Origin of the sequence: Pseudomonas sp., assembly GCF_049301935.1 — a bacterium.
In the GTDB taxonomy this organism is placed as follows: Bacteria; Pseudomonadota; Gammaproteobacteria; order Pseudomonadales; family Pseudomonadaceae; genus Aquipseudomonas.
The window spans coordinates 1-13,698 of record NZ_JBAQLP010000119.1; the positions used below are offsets into that span (position 1 = coordinate 1).

Here is a 13,698-nt window from a genome sequence, read left to right on the forward strand (position 1 = left end):
GGGCATCTGTCCACCAGCTCCCAGCGATGAGTTTATTGTCTGCCGGCAAATCGGCAGCCCAGGTCAGACTTAGGTCGCGGCGAATCGCGCGCTCGCCCTGGGATTCCTTGCTGACGATCTGCCGTACCGGCTCGCCATTGATCATCACCACACGCCCGGGTACCACCGGGAACAGGGGCGCTGGGTGTGGAGATAGTTGGTTGAGGCGAGCTGCGAAGGCGTCCTTGTCTGCCGGCAGGATATTCAACGCAAAGTGATTGGGCGCATTCTCCGGCAGTTGATCCTGCCAGGTGTCGAGCAGCTCGCCGCGCAGCAGAGCGATCAGCGCCATGGCCAGAATGATCAAGCCAAACGCCAGTGATTGTCCGGCTGCGGCGAGGGGATGGCGCAGCAATTGGCCCAGCCCCAGCCGCCAAGGCAGCGAGGCACCGGCGAGCAGGCGGCGCAGGCTCTGCAGGCCGAGCAGTAGCAATCCGCCCAGCAGCAAGGCGGTTACCAGGCCGCCGCCGAGCAGGGCGAAGGTCAGCTGTAGATCCAGACTCAAGCGCCACATGATCAGGCCGAGTGCCAGCAAGGCTGCGCCATATACCAGCCAGGAACTGGCCGGCACCGGCAGCAGGTCGCGGCGTAGCACTCGCAATGGCGGCACGCGACCGAGTGCGGCCAGTGGCGGCAAGGCGAAGCCGGCCAGCGCCACCAGGCCGGTGGCCATGCCGGCGAGGGCGGGCCACTGGCCGCCCGGTGGAATCTGCGCCGGCAGCAGCTCCTGCAGCAGGTTGAATAGCGCCAGCTGGGCCAGCCAACCGAGCAGCGCGCCGATCAGGCTGGCGCTAATCCCCAGCAGCGCCAGTTGCAGGCTGAACAGGCCGAGTGCCTGGTTACGCGAGAGTCCCAGGCAACGCAGCAGTGCACTGGCATCGAAACGGCGAGCGGCAAAGCGCGCCGCCGACAAAGCCACGGCAACCCCGGCCAGCAGCACGGCGGCCAGGCTGGCAAGGTTCAGATAACGTTCGGCACGGCCCAGGGCGCTGCCGACCTGGCGATTGCCATCTTTGGCGTCTTCCAGGCGCTGGTTGGGCGCGAGGGTGATGCCCTGGCGATACTGCGCCAAGGCATTCGCGTTGCCGCGCCACAGTTCCTGATAGCGCACGCGGCTGCCGGGTTGCACCACGCCGGTGGCGGCCAGGTCATCCAGGTGCATCAGCAGGTGCGGGGTCAGGCTGTAGAAGTCGCCGGCTTCATCCGGCAGAAAAGTCAGCACGCGGGTCAGGCGCAGGGTTTTTGCGCCGACCTCGACGCTGTCGCCGGGTTTGAGATTGAGCGCGACAAACAGGCGGGCTTCGGCCCAGGCTTCACCGGGCTGCGGGCCGGCGCCGGTCTGTTCGGCGTCATACAGTGCGGCGGCACTCTTCAGTTCACCGCGCAGTGGGTAAGCGCTGTCTGCTGCTTTAATGCTGGCCAGCTGGATGCCGGCATCGCTGGCGACCACGCTGGAGAACTCGACCAACTGCGCGTGTTCCAGCCCCAGTTGCTTGCCACTGCTGATTTGTTCAGGCGCGCTGGGCGAGCTGCCAGTCAGGCGCAGATCGGCGGCAAGAAACTCGGTGGCGCGCAGCAGCATGCCGTCGTTTAACCGCGCGCTGAAGTAACCGATGGCGGTGCTGGCGGCGACGGCAATCAGCAGGGCGAAGAAAAGCACGCGCAGCTCGCCGGCGCGGGCATCGCGCAGCAACTGACGGCTGGCGAGGGAGAGCAGGCGGGTAAACGGCAGATGATTCATCAGGGTTCCACGTGGTCGACCAGATGGCCGCCCTCCAGACGGATCAGGCGTTGGCAACGGTGCGCCAGACGCTCGTCGTGGGTAACCAGCACCAGGGTTGCACCGCGTTCCTTATTCAGCTCGAATAGCAGGTCGCTGATACGCTCACCGGTATGGCTGTCGAGGTTGCCGGTGGGTTCGTCGGCAAACAGCACGGCAGGCTCGGCGGCAAAGGCGCGGGCGATGGCCACCCGCTGCTGCTCGCCGCCGGACAGCTGGCGCGGGTAATGGGTCAGACGCTGGCCCAGGCCAACGCGGTCGAGCAGGGTACGGGCGCGCTGGCGGGCATCGGCATGGCCTTCGAGCTCCAGCGGCAGCATGACGTTTTCCAGGGCGTTCAAACTGTCGAGCAACTGGAAAGATTGAAAGACAAAGCCGACGTGCTCGGCACGAACGCGCGCGCGCTGATCCTCATCGAGGCTGGCCAGGTCGTTACCGGCCAACACCACGCTGCCACTGCTGGGCAGGTCGAGCCCGGCGAGGAGACCGAGCAGGGTGGATTTGCCCGAGCCGGAACTGCCGACAATCGCCAGGCTGTCACCGGATACCAACTCCAGCGACAGATCATGGAGTATGGTGAGTTCGCCTTCCGTGCTGGGGACCACTTTGCTAAGGTTTCGCGCGGTGAGAATACTTGAGCTCATGGAGAATCCAATGCGTACGTGGTTGATCGGTACTGCCCTGAGCCTGCTGCTGTGGGGGCCGGCGGCGTTCGCGGGTACCGTACTGGTCGTCGGCGATAGTATCAGCGCGGCTTTTGGCCTGGATACCCGCCAGGGTTGGGTCGCCTTGCTGGAAAAGCGCTTGGCGGAGGAGGGTTTTGACCATCAGGTGGTCAACGCTTCGATCAGTGGCGACACCAGCGCAGGCGGCGCCGCACGGCTGCCTGGGCTGCTTGCAGAGCATCAGCCAGCGCTGGTGATTATCGAGTTGGGGGGCAACGATGGTCTGCGTGGTCAGCCCCCGGCGCAATTGCAACAAAACCTTGCGGCCATGGTGCAGGCGGCGCAGCAAAAAGGTGCCAAGGTGCTGATCCTCGGCATGCAGTTGCCGCCTAATTACGGTGTGCGCTACACCACGGCGTTTGCTGAAGTATTCCCCACGGTGGCGCAGGCGCATGACGCCGCCCTGGTGCCTTTCGTCTTGGAAGGCGTGGGTGGCGTGCCGTCGCTGATGCAAAACGATGGCATTCATCCCACGGCCGAGGCGCAACCCAAGCTGCTGGAAAACGTCTGGCCGACCCTGGAACCTTTGCTCTGACAGGCTTTTCTGTAACCTGCCTTTCGGCTAATGTGGCGGCCCCGCACTGGAGCCCTCAATGCCGCGCCCTGCCTGGTCTTTGCATGCCTATCAACTGATCGAGCCTGACGAGCAGCTTGACCTGTTCGCCTGCCGCGAAGTGCGCGTGCACCTGCTGGCGCGCCAGCTTGAGTTGGGCCAGTTTGCCGACCGTACATTGTGCGGTGGTTTGCTGCCGGCGCAGCCGGTGTGGCGCGATCTGGACAAGACGATGCTGCGAGACAAACGCTTGTGTCCGGCGTGCCGGGCGACACTCGAGGCGCAGAAACGCGGTGATCGTCCAGCATTGCCGGGGCCTTGAGCTATCCAAGCCGCTGATCAATCGGTGTACAATCGCTTGTAACTTTTACCAACTATTTTCGTCAGGAATTTCCGGATGTTGTCGCGTGCCCTTGCCGTCACCCGCTGCCTGCCGCTTGCCGCTGTCTTCGCGGTAGCGTCTGCCAATGCTCTTGAGTTTCCTCTGCCGCCGCCTGGCGAGGACATCGTGGGCGAAGTGCAGGTGATTCAGGCCAAGTATGAAGACACCTTTGCCGATCTTGGGGTGGCCAATGATCTGGGGTATCTGGAAATGGTCGTGGCCAACCCAGGTGTTGATCCCTGGCTTCCGGGCGCAGGCAACGAGATCATTCTGCCGACGCGCTACATCCTGCCGCCTGGTCCGCGCGAAGGCATCGTGATCAACCTCGCCGAGTACCGCCTGTACTACTACCCGAAAGATCGTAACGTGGTTTACACCTACCCGCTGGGTATCGGTCGCGAGGGCTGGAGTTCGCCGGTTGCCAATGCGCGGATCACGGCCAAGACGCCGAACCCGGGCTGGACCCCGCCGCAATCGATTCGTGAAGAACATGCTGCCGATGGCGATCCGCTGCCGGCGTATGTGCCGCCAGGCCCGGATAATCCGTTGGGGCCATACAAAATGGGCCTGTCGGTGCCGGGTTACCTGATTCACGGCTCGAACAAGAAATTTGGTATCGGTATGCGCGTTAGCCATGGCTGCTTCCGCATGCTTAACCACAACGTACTGAAACTGGCATCGATGGTGTCGGTGGGCACCTCGGTACGCATCATCAACGAGCCTTACAAGTTTGGTCGCAGCGGTGGCAAGGTCTATCTGGAGGCGCACGCGCCTCTGGATGATACCGGTGATGCCTCGGTCGTCGATAAGCACACGGCCGTGATCAATGCGCTGCTGAAAAATGATCAGTTCGCCGAGCTGCGTCTGGACTGGGAAATGCTGCGTGAAGTGGTCGCTGCCGAAGATGGTCTGCCGGTTGAAATTGCTCAGCCTGATCAGACCCTGGTGGCGACTGAGCCTGCTATCTGACTTCAGCTGTTATAAGAACCCGTCATGCGTCAGCGCTGACGGGTTTTTTATTGTCCGTTGAAGACTAAGCATTTTCTCTTTGCAATAAAAAAGCCGACCCAGAAACTGGGTCGGCTTGTCATAGCCTTGTGAGCTATTACTTGCGGCTGGCTTTTTCCAGCATACGCAGAGCGCGCTCATTGGCTTCGTCAGCAGTTTGCTGAGCCTTCTGAGCAGCAGCCATAGCGTCATCAGCCTTACGGTAGGCTTCGTCGGCACGGGCTTGAGCGCGAGCAGCTGCATCTTCAGTTGCAGTCAGACGAGCTTCAGTTTCTTTGGACATGCTGCTGCAACCGGTAGCCAGAACTGCGGCCAATGCCAGAGCAGAGAATTTCAGAACGTTGTTCATCGTGTTCCCCTTGAGGTGGAGTTTTTCCATAAAAGCAATTTCCAAATGGTAGGAAATTAGCCGGCGTACATACTACCTGTAACCTGTAGTAAGTAAACGGAGGCAAGGCAAGGCACAGGGATTTTTTTCTAGTTACGCTGTGGTTGGCAGAATATCCGGCATGTTTTGGTTAAAAAACAATCAGTGCTAGGCCGGTTGGCAGTTCTTTGCACAGCACTTGGCGTCAATTTGGCACTGCGTCGATTGCTGAAAGTAGCTGGTAAGTGGTGACAGGATTTTTACGCGTGTGAATGTTTGGTGGGCCTGTGCATCTAACTGCTCTGCCGACAGGTGCACGGTCAGGTTAAACGGGTGCCGAAATGCCTCCTTTGTATGATCTAAGTCATTGATTCACGTGACCTCACAGCTTTTGGCCTGATAAGCTCGGGGTAATTGCCTACAACCTGCTAGGTGCAGATGCGGTAACCCGATTGCAATAGACGCAAAGAGCGGGTCACGCGAGTTAACCGAGGAATTGCAATGAGCGAGGCGTTGTCCATTCATCATGACCTGGCAGGCCATCAATTCGAGACCACAGTGGAGGGTGATCGGGCGTACCTGGCTTATATGGATCTGGGGAAGCAAACCCTGGATATCTATCGCACTTTCGTGCCCAATTCGTTGCGTGGCCGTGGGATAGCGGCGGCGCTGACCGAGCATGCGCTGCAATATGCGGAGCGCTTGGGCTATACGGTGATTCCTTCGTGCTCCTACGTTGAGCGTTATATGGTGCGTCGTCAGCGCCACGCGGATAAAAGCTGAGTAAACCGCACAAGAAAAAGGCCAGTCACTGACTGGCCTTTTTTATATCTTTCGTCTTCGCTGTCAGATTTTGGCGATTAGATTGCCGGCGTGCAGGCCGCATTCTTTCTGCGTGGCTTCTTCCCACCACCAGCGGCCTTCGCGCTCATGCTGATTGGGCAGTACCGGACGGGTGCAAGGCTCGCAACCGATGCTGATAAAGCCGCGTTCATGCAGGCTGTTGTAGGGCAGCTCCAGCATGCGGATATAGGCCCAGACCTCTTCACTGCTCATCTGCGCCAGCGGATTAAACTTATACAGGGTGTTATCGGCTGTAGAAAAGGCGCCGTCGATTTCCACCACGGCAACCTGGCTGCGTGTGCCCGGGCTCTGGTCGCGGCGTTGGCCGGTGGCCCAGGCTTTCACCGTGGCGAGCTTGCGGCGTAGCGGCGCGGTCTTGCGGATGCCGCAGCATTCGCCGTGGCCATCCTTATAGAAGCTGAACAGGCCTTTTTCCTTGACCAGGGCTTCGAGCGCGCTGGCGTCTGGCGAGAGCACGTCGATGGCGATGCCGTAGTGCTCGCGCACCTGATCGATAAAGCGGTAGGTTTCCGGGTGCAGGCGACCGGTGTCGAGGCTGAAAACCTTGACGTTTTTGTTGAGCTTCCAGGCCATGTCGACCAGCACCACATCTTCCGCGCCGCTGAAGGACAGCCACAGCTCATCGCCAAAGTGCTCGAAAGCGAGTTTGAGAATGTCCTGGGGCGACTTGTTGGCGTAGGTCGCCGCCAGTTCGGCTGCATCGAAGGGGTGGCTCATCGGCTTGAATTCCTAGTTATGGTGACGTCGCGCGTCTTGTGTAGCGATGGTAGCAAAAGCCTGTTATACGACTAAATAACCAAGTGTCGCAGTAGACCTCTAATTTGGGTATAAGGCTCTGCATTGCAGAGCGTTGGGGTAGCCGCTAGAGTGCCGCCTCTCACATAAATCCAAGCTAGGAGTGTCCTGTGGAAATCGCGTGTCTCGACCTGGAAGGCGTGTTGGTACCGGAAATCTGGATTGCCTTCGCGGAAAGAACTGGCATCGAAGCGCTGAAAGCGACCACCCGGGATATTCCGGACTATGACGTGCTGATGAAGCAGCGCCTGCGCATCCTGGATGAGCATGGCCTGAAGCTGTCCGATATCCAGGAAGTGATCGCCACCCTTAAGCCGCTGGACGGTGCGGTGGAGTTTGTCGATTGGCTGCGCGAGCGTTTCCAGGTGGTGATTCTCTCGGACACCTTCTACGAGTTCTCCCAGCCGCTGATGCGTCAGCTGGGTTTCCCCACGCTGCTGTGCCACAAGCTGATTACCGATGAAACGGATCGGGTGGTGGATTATCAACTGCGCCAGAAAGACCCCAAGCGTCAGTCGGTCCTCGCCTTCAAGAGCCTCTACTACCGCGTGATCGCCGCCGGTGACTCGTATAACGACACCACCATGCTCAGCGAAGCCCATGCCGGCATTCTGTTCCATGCGCCGGATAACGTGATTCGCGAGTTCCCGCAATTTCCAGCGGTACACACCTATGAAGACCTCAAGCGCGAGTTCCTCAAGGCATCTAACCGCCAGTTGAGCCTGTAACCAGTCGCTATAGAACAGCCGCCAGGCTTGCGGGCTTGGTGGCCGGTATTTCGATTTGTGCGCCTAGCTGCGCTGTAAACCGCTTTGCAGCGCCAGGTCCCAGGGCGCTACCGGGCCAAAGCGGGCCTTGAGAAATTCCAGCAGCAGGCGGCTGCGTGAATCGGTTTCCCGTTCCAGGCGCAGGGCGTAGATGCCGCTGGGCTCGGGAGCTGGCAGGCCGTTTTCGCAGAATAGCGGCAGCAACTCGCCACGCAGCAGGTAATCGCTGATCAGCCAGGTTGGCAGATGGGCGATGCCCAGGCCGGCGAGGGCGCTGAATAGCAGTGCTTCGGCATTGTTGGCGGTCATGCGCAGACGTTTGGGGCGGCACAGTTGCAGCTTGCCGTCCTGCTCGAAACGCCAGGCATAGGGCGGCGCCAGGCTGTCCCAGTCGAGGCCGTCATGCTCCAGCAACTCGCTCGGGCTGCGTGGCACGCCGCGCCGCGCCAGGTAGTCGGGGCTGGCGCAGACCACCCGAACCATGGGCGACAGCGCGGTGGCGACCAGGCGGGTGTCGGCCAATGGGCCGATGCGCAGCACCAGATCGACTTCCCCCAAGTGAGTGCCGTGCAGGTCGACGAAACTGTCGATCAGCCGTAGCTGCACATCCAGTCCCGGATAGGCGACCAGAAACTCGGCAATTGCAGGGGCCAGATGCCGCCGACCGAAGGGCGCGGGTGCGTCGATGCGAATCAACCCTTCTGGTGCGCTGCTCAGTGAAACGGCTTCGGCGCGGGCCAGGTGCAGCTCGGCGAGGATGCGCCTGGCGCGTTCGGCAAAGGCCAGGCCGGCAGAGGTGGCACGCACCGCATGGGTGCTGCGGCTGAACAGCTGACTGCCCAGCGAGCGCTCCAGCGCATCGATGCGCCGGGCCACTGCCGAGGGCGTCAGGGGGTGGCGGCGGGCTGCAGCGGAAAAACTGCCGGTTTCCAGCACATCGAGAAACAGGCTGAGCTGGTCGGTCAGGCTGTCGGGGTTCATGGTCAGGCCCTGCTATGCGTTGAGTGCACAGCCATTTTGCGCTGCTATGCGTTTCGCGGCCAGTGGCGAGTGGCTAGGCTATGCGGCATCACAATGGAGCCTGCCGATGACCTTGCTCGACTTTGCCTTGAACCTGCTGCTCGGGCTTGCCCTCGGCACCCTGGGCGGCCTGTTTGGAATCGGCGGTGGACTGATCGCGATCCCGGCGCTGGGTGTGTTGTTTGGCCTGGATCAGCAACTGGCCCAGGGCACGGCGCTGGTGATGGTGGTGCCCAATGTGCTGTTGGCGCTGTGGCGCTATCACCAGCGCAACCGCATTGACTGGCGGCATGCCCTCGCCCTGGCAGTGACCAGCTTGCTGTTTGCCGTTTTGGGGGCCGGTTGGGCGGTGACCTTGGATGCGGGCCGAATGCGCCTGGGCTTCGTGATCTTTCTGCTGTTGCTGGCGGCCTATAACCTCTCGCGGCTGTACCGCAAGTCGGCCATGCCCTCGGTTGGCCTGCGTTACCCCTGGCCCTGGCTAACCCTGCTGGGCAGCGCTGCTGGCTTGCTCGGCGGGTTATTCGGCGTGGGCGGTGCGGTGTTGGCCACGCCCGTGCTGACCACGGTATTCGGCACCAGCCAGGTGGTCGCGCAAGGCTTGTCCCTGGCGTTGGCGGCCCCAAGTACGGCCGTCACCCTGGCGACCTACGCCGTGCATGATCACGTCGATTGGTTGCTGGGCGCGCCCCTGGCACTGGGCGGCTTGCTGAGCATCAGCTGGGGGGTGAAGTTCGCCCATGCGCTGCCTGAGCGGGTATTGCGCGGGCTGTTTGCCGGTTTTTTGCTGCTCTGTGCGGTATTGCTCGGGTTTAAAGTCTAAAGCCTTCGACAATCTGCTCGGCCAGGGTCTCGGTGACCTGGGTTTGCGTGCTGCTATTGCGCAGCAGCACGATGCTGGCGGAGGGCAGGGTCGGCATGCCTTCGGCTTCGCCAATAATCTGCAAGTCCGGGGTGAGCAGGCTTTGCAGTTGCGCGGTAATCGCCAGGCCGGCGCTAACCGCCGCCATAATCGCCGAGAGGCTGGGGCTGGTGTAGGCAATGCGGAAGTTGCGCCCCAGCGCTTCCAGGCCATTGCAGGCCCAGGAGCGGCAGAAACACTGCGAGTTGAACATCGCCAGGGGCAGGGTTTCCAGCTCGTGCAGGTTGGCGTTGCGTGCCTGCGCCCACACCAGGTGTTCCTGACGCAATAGCTGGCCAATCTCGGTGCCCGGCTCGCGGGTGACGATGGTCAGGTCCAGATCCTGGCGCTGCAACAGCTGGAAGGACGGCTCGCAGTGCAACTCGACCTGCACCAGTGGGTAGGACTGGGCGAACCGCACCAGAATGCCCTGCATAAAGCGCATCACGTAATCATCGGGCGTGCCGATGCGCACGGTGCCGACCATATGCGGCTCGCGCAGGCTGTTCATCACCTCGGCGTGCAGCTTGAGAATGCGCCTGGCGTAACTCAGCAATAGCTGACCCTCGGCGGTGAGGCTGAACTGGCGGCCATCGCGCAGAAACAGCGGGCGCTGCACCACGTCTTCTTCCAGGCGCTTCATCTGCATGCTCACCGCCGACTGGGTACGGTTGACCATTTCTGCGGCGCGAGTAAAGCCGCCGTGATCGGCAATGGCGACAAAGGTGCGCAGCAGTTCGCTGTCGATGCTCGGGTAGCTGGCCATTCATCAATCTCCGAGATGCACTGCATAAGAAACATTCGTTGGATTGATCATAAGCCCAGCGCGAGACTGTCGCCAACCCCACAAGGAGGGCGACGAGATGAAAGGTCAGCAAGGTTATGCATTAGCCAGTGCCGGGCGTTTACAGGGCCGGCGGCCGCTTGAACGACTGCGGGCAATCGGCCGGCAGCTCTACCGCTGGTGGCAGTTGGCCGAGCAGCGGCGGCGCCTGGCCATGCTCGATGACGTGGCATTGAAAGACCTCGGCTTAAGCCGCGGCGATGTACTGCAGGAGAGCGAGCGGCCCTTCTGGGATGATCCGCTGGCGCGCTAAGGCGGCTGCCGAGTAGCTGCAAGCGGTTGTCTGCTGCGGGCTTACCTGGGCGTGGGCGCGGCGGGCGGATCACCGGAGCGGCAAGCGTGCGGCGCATCCGCTACAATGCGCGCCGAATTTGCCTTGCCCGAGAGCCCGTCCATGTCCGCTTGTCAGACCCCGATCATCGTTGCCCTGGATTTCCCAACCCGTGATGCCGCCCTGGCATTGGCTGATCAGCTCGATCCTGCGCTGTGCCGGGTCAAAGTCGGCAAGGAGCTGTTCACCCGTTGCGGGCCGGAAATCGTCAACGTGCTGGCCGGTAAGGGCTTCGAGGTGTTTCTCGACCTTAAATTCCACGACATCCCCAATACCACCGCCATGGCGGTCAAGGCGGCGGCCGAGATGGGCGTGTGGATGGTCAATGTGCATTGCTCGGGCGGCCTGCGCATGATGGCGGCCTGCCGGGAAACCCTGGACAAGCTCGCCGGGGTCAAGCCGCTGCTGATCGGTGTGACCGTGCTGACCAGCATGGAGCGCGAAGACCTGGCCGGCGTTGGTCTGGATCTTGAACCGCAGGCGCAGGTGCTGCGCCTGGCTGGGTTGGCGGCGCAGGCCGGTCTGGATGGCCTGGTGTGTTCGGCCCAAGAAGCGCAGGCGCTGAAGACCGCGTACCCGGCGCTGCAGTTGGTGACCCCGGGGATTCGTCCGGCCGGCAGCGCCCAGGATGACCAGCGGCGGATTTTGACGCCGCGGCAGGCGCTGGATGTGGGCTCGGATTATCTGGTGATCGGCCGGCCGATCAGTCAGGCCGTTGATCCAGCCCAGGCGCTGGCTGCTGTGGTGGCTGAGCTGGCCTGATCCTGGGCGGCAAGACCGGTTTCGCTCTTGCCGCGCTGAATCTGCTTTTGAAGTTGTATACAATTGCTGCATTTCGACTAGCCAGGTTTTCTCCATGCATCCCGCCGCCGAAGATTCGCCTCTGGGCAAATCCAGCGAATACATCGCTACCTACACCCCGTCTCTGTTGTTCCCGATCCCGCGTGCGGCCAAGTGGGCCGAGCTGGGCCTGAGCGCCGAAACGCTGCCCTATCAGGGCGTGGATTTCTGGAACTGTTTCGAGCTGTCCTGGTTGCTGCCCTCGGGTAAGCCGGTGGTGGCTATGGGCGAGTTCGCTATCCCGGCCGACTCGCCGAATATCATCGAGTCGAAATCCTTCAAGCTGTACCTCAACTCGCTGAACCAGTCGGTGTTCAACACGCCTGACGAACTGGCGGCGGTGCTGGTACAGGACCTCTCGGCGGCGGCCGGCAAGCCGGTTGGCGTGCGTGTGCGCAGCCTGGCCGAGGTAACCGTCGAGGGTGTGCGGGCTGCGCCGGGCACCTGTATTGATGAGCTGGATGTGCTTATCCGCAACTATGCGCAGCCGCAGCCAGAGTTGCTGCGTTGCGATACGGCGCGGGTGGTCGAGGAGAGCCTGCACAGCCATCTGCTCAAGTCCAACTGCCCGGTCACCGGCCAGCCGGACTGGGGCACGCTGGTGGTGCAGTACCGTGGCGCGGCGCTGGATCACGCCAGCCTGCTGGCCTATCTGGTGAGCTTTCGCCAGCATGCGGATTTTCACGAGCAGTGCGTGGAGCGGATCTTTCTCGACCTGCAGCGCTTGCTCAAGCCTGAGCACCTGACGGTGTATGCACGGTATGTGCGCCGTGGCGGTTTGGACATCAACCCCTACCGCAGCACCGGGCCCATTAGCCCGAATAATCAGCGTTTGGTGCGCCAGTAACGCAACCCCTGCGAATCAGCCTGTGTAAACCCCCAACAGCCTGAAGGCGAGTGCAGATAATGCCGGCGTCGCTCGATACCGGCAGTGCCGTTTATGGGCGATATTTCGGGCGTAGGGTTCCAGTGGCGCGCTCTGTTTCTGCTGGCGCTGCAGGTTGCCAACCGCAATTGCGCCATGGCTTGCTGGCGAATCTGACATTTTGCGCGGATGGGTTGGGTCACTGGCACTTCATCGTTATGCTCTGCGCCACAAACAAGCCAGTGGGTGAGAGATGTTTCAGTCTGTGCGCGTAGTAAAGCTTCTGCCGGTTGCTCTGCTGTTTCTGCTTGGCGCCTGCACCGGTGGGCCGCAGTTGCTGCCTGAGACCAAGCGTTTGCCCGAGCGGGTCGAGCTGGCTGATGTGCCATTCTTTCAACTCAGCGATGCCCAGGGCGGGCCTTCGGCGTTGGCGGCGTTGCTCAATCATCATGGGGTGATCAGCAGCCCCGGGCTGGTGGCTGAGCGCATTCAGCAGCTGGCCGAAGGGCAGGGCGCGCAAGCCGGGCTTGAGGCGGTGGCGCGCTCTTATGATCTGCTGGTCTACCCCTTGCCCGCTAACCTGGATGCGTTGATGCAGCAGGTGTCCGCCGGGCATCCGGTGCTGGTGATGCAGGATCGGCTGTTTGCCGGGCCGGGTTCGCAATTCGCGCTGCTGGTCGGTTATGACCAGCGCGAGCGCACACTGGTACTGCGTTCGGGCAATACCCGGCGTTGGTACACCAGTTTTGCCAGCTTCGACGATGCCTGGAGCGGGGCAGGGCGTTGGGCGGTGTTGCTCATGCCGACCAATCAATTGCCGGCACAGCCACTCAAACAGACGTGGTTGGGGGCCGCGCAGGCGCTAGAGCAGCAAGGGCGTGCGGATGCCGCGCAGCGGGCGCTGCGTACGGCACGTCAGGTTTGGCCGGATGCGCAGCTGTAAAACCATTGAAAGTTAGAATGCAAAACGGCACCTATTAAGAGGTGCCGTTTCTATTTTCGGGCTGTGCTTTAGACGCCCAGCTTGTCCCGCAGGCTGTAGTACCAGGCGCCCAGGGCGCTGAATGGCACCTGGAACATACGACCGCCTGGGAAGGGGTAATGCGGTAGGTCGGCGAAGGCGTCGAAGCGCTCGGCCTGACCGCGCAGGGCTTCGGCCAGCACTTTGCCGGCCAGGTGGGTATAGGTCACGCCGTGGCCGCTGCAGCCTTGTGAGTAATAAATGTTGTCGCCCAGGCGGCCGACTTGCGGCAGGCGCGACAGGGTCAGCAGGAAGTTGCCGGTCCAGGCGTAGTCGATCTTCACATCCTTCAGTTGCGGGAAGGCCTTGAGCATTTTCGGGCGAATGATTGCTTCGATGTTTGCCGGGTCGCGTGCGCCGTAGACCACACCGCCGCCGAAGATCAGGCGGTTGTCGCTGGTCAGGCGGTAGTAGTCGAGCAGGTAGTTGCAATCCTCGACGCAGTAGTCCTGCGGCAGCAGGCTTTTTGCCAGTTCAGCGGAGAGCGGCTCGGTGGTGATCACCTGAGTGCCACATGGCATCGACTTGGCCGACAGCTCGGGCACCAGGTTGCCCAGGTAGGCGTTGCCGGCTACGACCACGAACTTGGCTTTGAT

Annotated in this window: 17 protein-coding genes; 10 read left to right on the forward strand and 7 right to left on the reverse strand. The window is 61.7% G+C overall.

The genetic code is table 11. The annotated features are described in order from the left end of the window. Positions 1 to 1,780 (reverse strand): ABC transporter permease (locus tag WA145_RS15675; protein ID WP_422582458.1); only part of this gene is annotated, 1,780 nt, incomplete at its 3' end. Beyond that, on the reverse strand, positions 1,780 to 2,463 hold the full coding sequence (locus WA145_RS15680) for an ABC transporter ATP-binding protein (RefSeq protein WP_305592617.1): 684 nt from the start codon (positions 2,461 to 2,463) through the stop codon (positions 1,780 to 1,782). The genes WA145_RS15680 and WA145_RS15675, both read right to left, overlap by 1 nt. Positions 2,464 to 2,473: 10 nt before the next feature. Here WA145_RS15680 and WA145_RS15685 point away from each other — a divergent pair, with 10 nt between their 5' ends. The 3 genes from WA145_RS15685 (at position 2,474) to WA145_RS15695 (ending at position 4,448) form a co-directional block, all read left to right on the forward strand. After that, positions 2,474 to 3,079, forward strand: coding sequence for an arylesterase (locus tag WA145_RS15685; RefSeq protein ID WP_422582459.1), 606 nt, complete (start codon positions 2,474 to 2,476; stop codon positions 3,077 to 3,079). Between the two features lie 58 nt (positions 3,080 to 3,137). Next, positions 3,138 to 3,419: a hypothetical protein gene (locus tag WA145_RS15690; RefSeq protein WP_422582460.1), complete on the forward strand. Its 282-nt coding sequence runs from the start codon at positions 3,138 to 3,140 to the stop codon at positions 3,417 to 3,419. 75 nt (positions 3,420 to 3,494) lie between these two features. Then, a complete protein-coding gene (locus WA145_RS15695; protein ID WP_422582461.1) occupies positions 3,495 to 4,448 on the forward strand; it encodes a L,D-transpeptidase family protein in 954 nt (317 codons plus the stop codon). A gap of 136 nt (positions 4,449 to 4,584) precedes the next feature. Here the strand turns inward: WA145_RS15695 and oprI are convergent, their stop codons facing one another. Continuing rightward, complete coding sequence (gene oprI / locus WA145_RS15700; RefSeq protein WP_090242095.1) at positions 4,585 to 4,836, reverse strand: outer membrane lipoprotei OprI; 252 nt, start codon at positions 4,834 to 4,836, stop codon at positions 4,585 to 4,587. A 519-nt stretch (positions 4,837 to 5,355) separates the two neighbouring features. Between oprI and WA145_RS15705 the strand changes: the two genes are divergently transcribed. Then, the gene (locus WA145_RS15705; protein WP_304867682.1) at positions 5,356 to 5,637 is read left to right on the forward strand and encodes a GNAT family N-acetyltransferase; all 282 of its coding nucleotides are present in this window, start codon (positions 5,356 to 5,358) and stop codon (positions 5,635 to 5,637) included. A 63-nt stretch (positions 5,638 to 5,700) separates the two neighbouring features. Here WA145_RS15705 and WA145_RS15710 read toward each other — a convergent pair whose 3' ends face one another. After that, the gene (locus WA145_RS15710) at positions 5,701 to 6,435 is read right to left on the reverse strand and encodes a phosphoadenylyl-sulfate reductase (protein WP_422582462.1); all 735 of its coding nucleotides are present in this window, start codon (positions 6,433 to 6,435) and stop codon (positions 5,701 to 5,703) included. A gap of 188 nt (positions 6,436 to 6,623) precedes the next feature. Between WA145_RS15710 and thrH the strand changes: the two genes are divergently transcribed. Continuing rightward, positions 6,624 to 7,241, forward strand: a complete 618-nt coding sequence (gene thrH / locus WA145_RS15715) for a bifunctional phosphoserine phosphatase/homoserine phosphotransferase ThrH (protein ID WP_422582463.1) — start codon at positions 6,624 to 6,626, stop codon at positions 7,239 to 7,241. Between the two features lie 63 nt (positions 7,242 to 7,304). On the opposite strand, the gene WA145_RS15720 is transcribed toward thrH, so the two are convergent. Next, entirely contained in the window at positions 7,305 to 8,261 is a 957-nt protein-coding gene (locus tag WA145_RS15720; protein ID WP_422582464.1) for a LysR family transcriptional regulator, read from the reverse strand. Positions 8,262 to 8,367: 106 nt separating this feature from the next. Here WA145_RS15720 and WA145_RS15725 point away from each other — a divergent pair, with 106 nt between their 5' ends. Next, a complete protein-coding gene (locus WA145_RS15725; protein ID WP_422582465.1) occupies positions 8,368 to 9,123 on the forward strand; it encodes a sulfite exporter TauE/SafE family protein in 756 nt (251 codons plus the stop codon). Here the strand turns inward: WA145_RS15725 and WA145_RS15730 are convergent. Beyond that, complete coding sequence (locus WA145_RS15730) at positions 9,113 to 9,967, reverse strand: LysR substrate-binding domain-containing protein (RefSeq protein WP_422582466.1); 855 nt, start codon at positions 9,965 to 9,967, stop codon at positions 9,113 to 9,115. The genes WA145_RS15725 and WA145_RS15730 overlap by 11 nt on opposite strands. Positions 9,968 to 10,064: 97 nt before the next feature. On the opposite strand from WA145_RS15730, the gene WA145_RS15735 reads away from it, so the two are divergent. The 4 genes from WA145_RS15735 (at position 10,065) to WA145_RS15750 (ending at position 13,024) form a co-directional block, all read left to right on the forward strand. Further along, positions 10,065 to 10,298 carry a DUF1127 domain-containing protein gene (locus tag WA145_RS15735; protein WP_422582467.1) on the forward strand — a complete coding sequence of 78 codons (234 nt, stop codon included), beginning with the start codon at positions 10,065 to 10,067 and terminating at the stop codon, positions 10,296 to 10,298. Positions 10,299 to 10,439: 141 nt separating this feature from the next. Then, positions 10,440 to 11,138, forward strand: a complete 699-nt coding sequence (pyrF, locus tag WA145_RS15740) for an orotidine-5'-phosphate decarboxylase (RefSeq protein ID WP_422582468.1) — start codon at positions 10,440 to 10,442, stop codon at positions 11,136 to 11,138. A 94-nt stretch (positions 11,139 to 11,232) separates the two neighbouring features. Further along, positions 11,233 to 12,063, forward strand: a complete 831-nt coding sequence (queF, locus tag WA145_RS15745) for an NADPH-dependent 7-cyano-7-deazaguanine reductase QueF (protein ID WP_422582469.1) — start codon at positions 11,233 to 11,235, stop codon at positions 12,061 to 12,063. Between the two features lie 271 nt (positions 12,064 to 12,334). Then, on the forward strand, positions 12,335 to 13,024 hold the full coding sequence (locus WA145_RS15750) for a PA2778 family cysteine peptidase (protein WP_422582470.1): 690 nt from the start codon (positions 12,335 to 12,337) through the stop codon (positions 13,022 to 13,024). Positions 13,025 to 13,092: 68 nt separating this feature from the next. On the opposite strand, the gene WA145_RS15755 is transcribed toward WA145_RS15750, so the two are convergent. After that, on the reverse strand, positions 13,093 to 13,698 hold a 606-nt coding region (locus tag WA145_RS15755; protein WP_422582471.1), incomplete at its 5' end, for an NAD(P)/FAD-dependent oxidoreductase.

Coding starts and splice junctions, on each gene's coding strand:
- WA145_RS15680 (WP_305592617.1), bottom strand. CDS start 2,463: ATGAGCTCAAGTATTCTCACCGCGCGAAACCTTAGCAAAGTGGTCCCC.
- WA145_RS15685 (WP_422582459.1), top strand. CDS start 2,474: ATGCGTACGTGGTTGATCGGTACTGCCCTGAGCCTGCTGCTGTGGGGG.
- WA145_RS15690 (WP_422582460.1), top strand. CDS start 3,138: ATGCCGCGCCCTGCCTGGTCTTTGCATGCCTATCAACTGATCGAGCCT.
- WA145_RS15695 (WP_422582461.1), top strand. CDS start 3,495: ATGTTGTCGCGTGCCCTTGCCGTCACCCGCTGCCTGCCGCTTGCCGCT.
- oprI (WP_090242095.1), bottom strand. CDS start 4,836: ATGAACAACGTTCTGAAATTCTCTGCTCTGGCATTGGCCGCAGTTCTG.
- WA145_RS15705 (WP_304867682.1), top strand. CDS start 5,356: ATGAGCGAGGCGTTGTCCATTCATCATGACCTGGCAGGCCATCAATTC.
- WA145_RS15710 (WP_422582462.1), bottom strand. CDS start 6,435: ATGAGCCACCCCTTCGATGCAGCCGAACTGGCGGCGACCTACGCCAAC.
- WA145_RS15720 (WP_422582464.1), bottom strand. CDS start 8,261: ATGAACCCCGACAGCCTGACCGACCAGCTCAGCCTGTTTCTCGATGTG.
- WA145_RS15725 (WP_422582465.1), top strand. CDS start 8,368: ATGACCTTGCTCGACTTTGCCTTGAACCTGCTGCTCGGGCTTGCCCTC.
- WA145_RS15730 (WP_422582466.1), bottom strand. CDS start 9,967: ATGGCCAGCTACCCGAGCATCGACAGCGAACTGCTGCGCACCTTTGTC.
- WA145_RS15735 (WP_422582467.1), top strand. CDS start 10,065: ATGAAAGGTCAGCAAGGTTATGCATTAGCCAGTGCCGGGCGTTTACAG.
- pyrF (WP_422582468.1), top strand. CDS start 10,440: ATGTCCGCTTGTCAGACCCCGATCATCGTTGCCCTGGATTTCCCAACC.
- queF (WP_422582469.1), top strand. CDS start 11,233: ATGCATCCCGCCGCCGAAGATTCGCCTCTGGGCAAATCCAGCGAATAC.
- WA145_RS15750 (WP_422582470.1), top strand. CDS start 12,335: ATGTTTCAGTCTGTGCGCGTAGTAAAGCTTCTGCCGGTTGCTCTGCTG.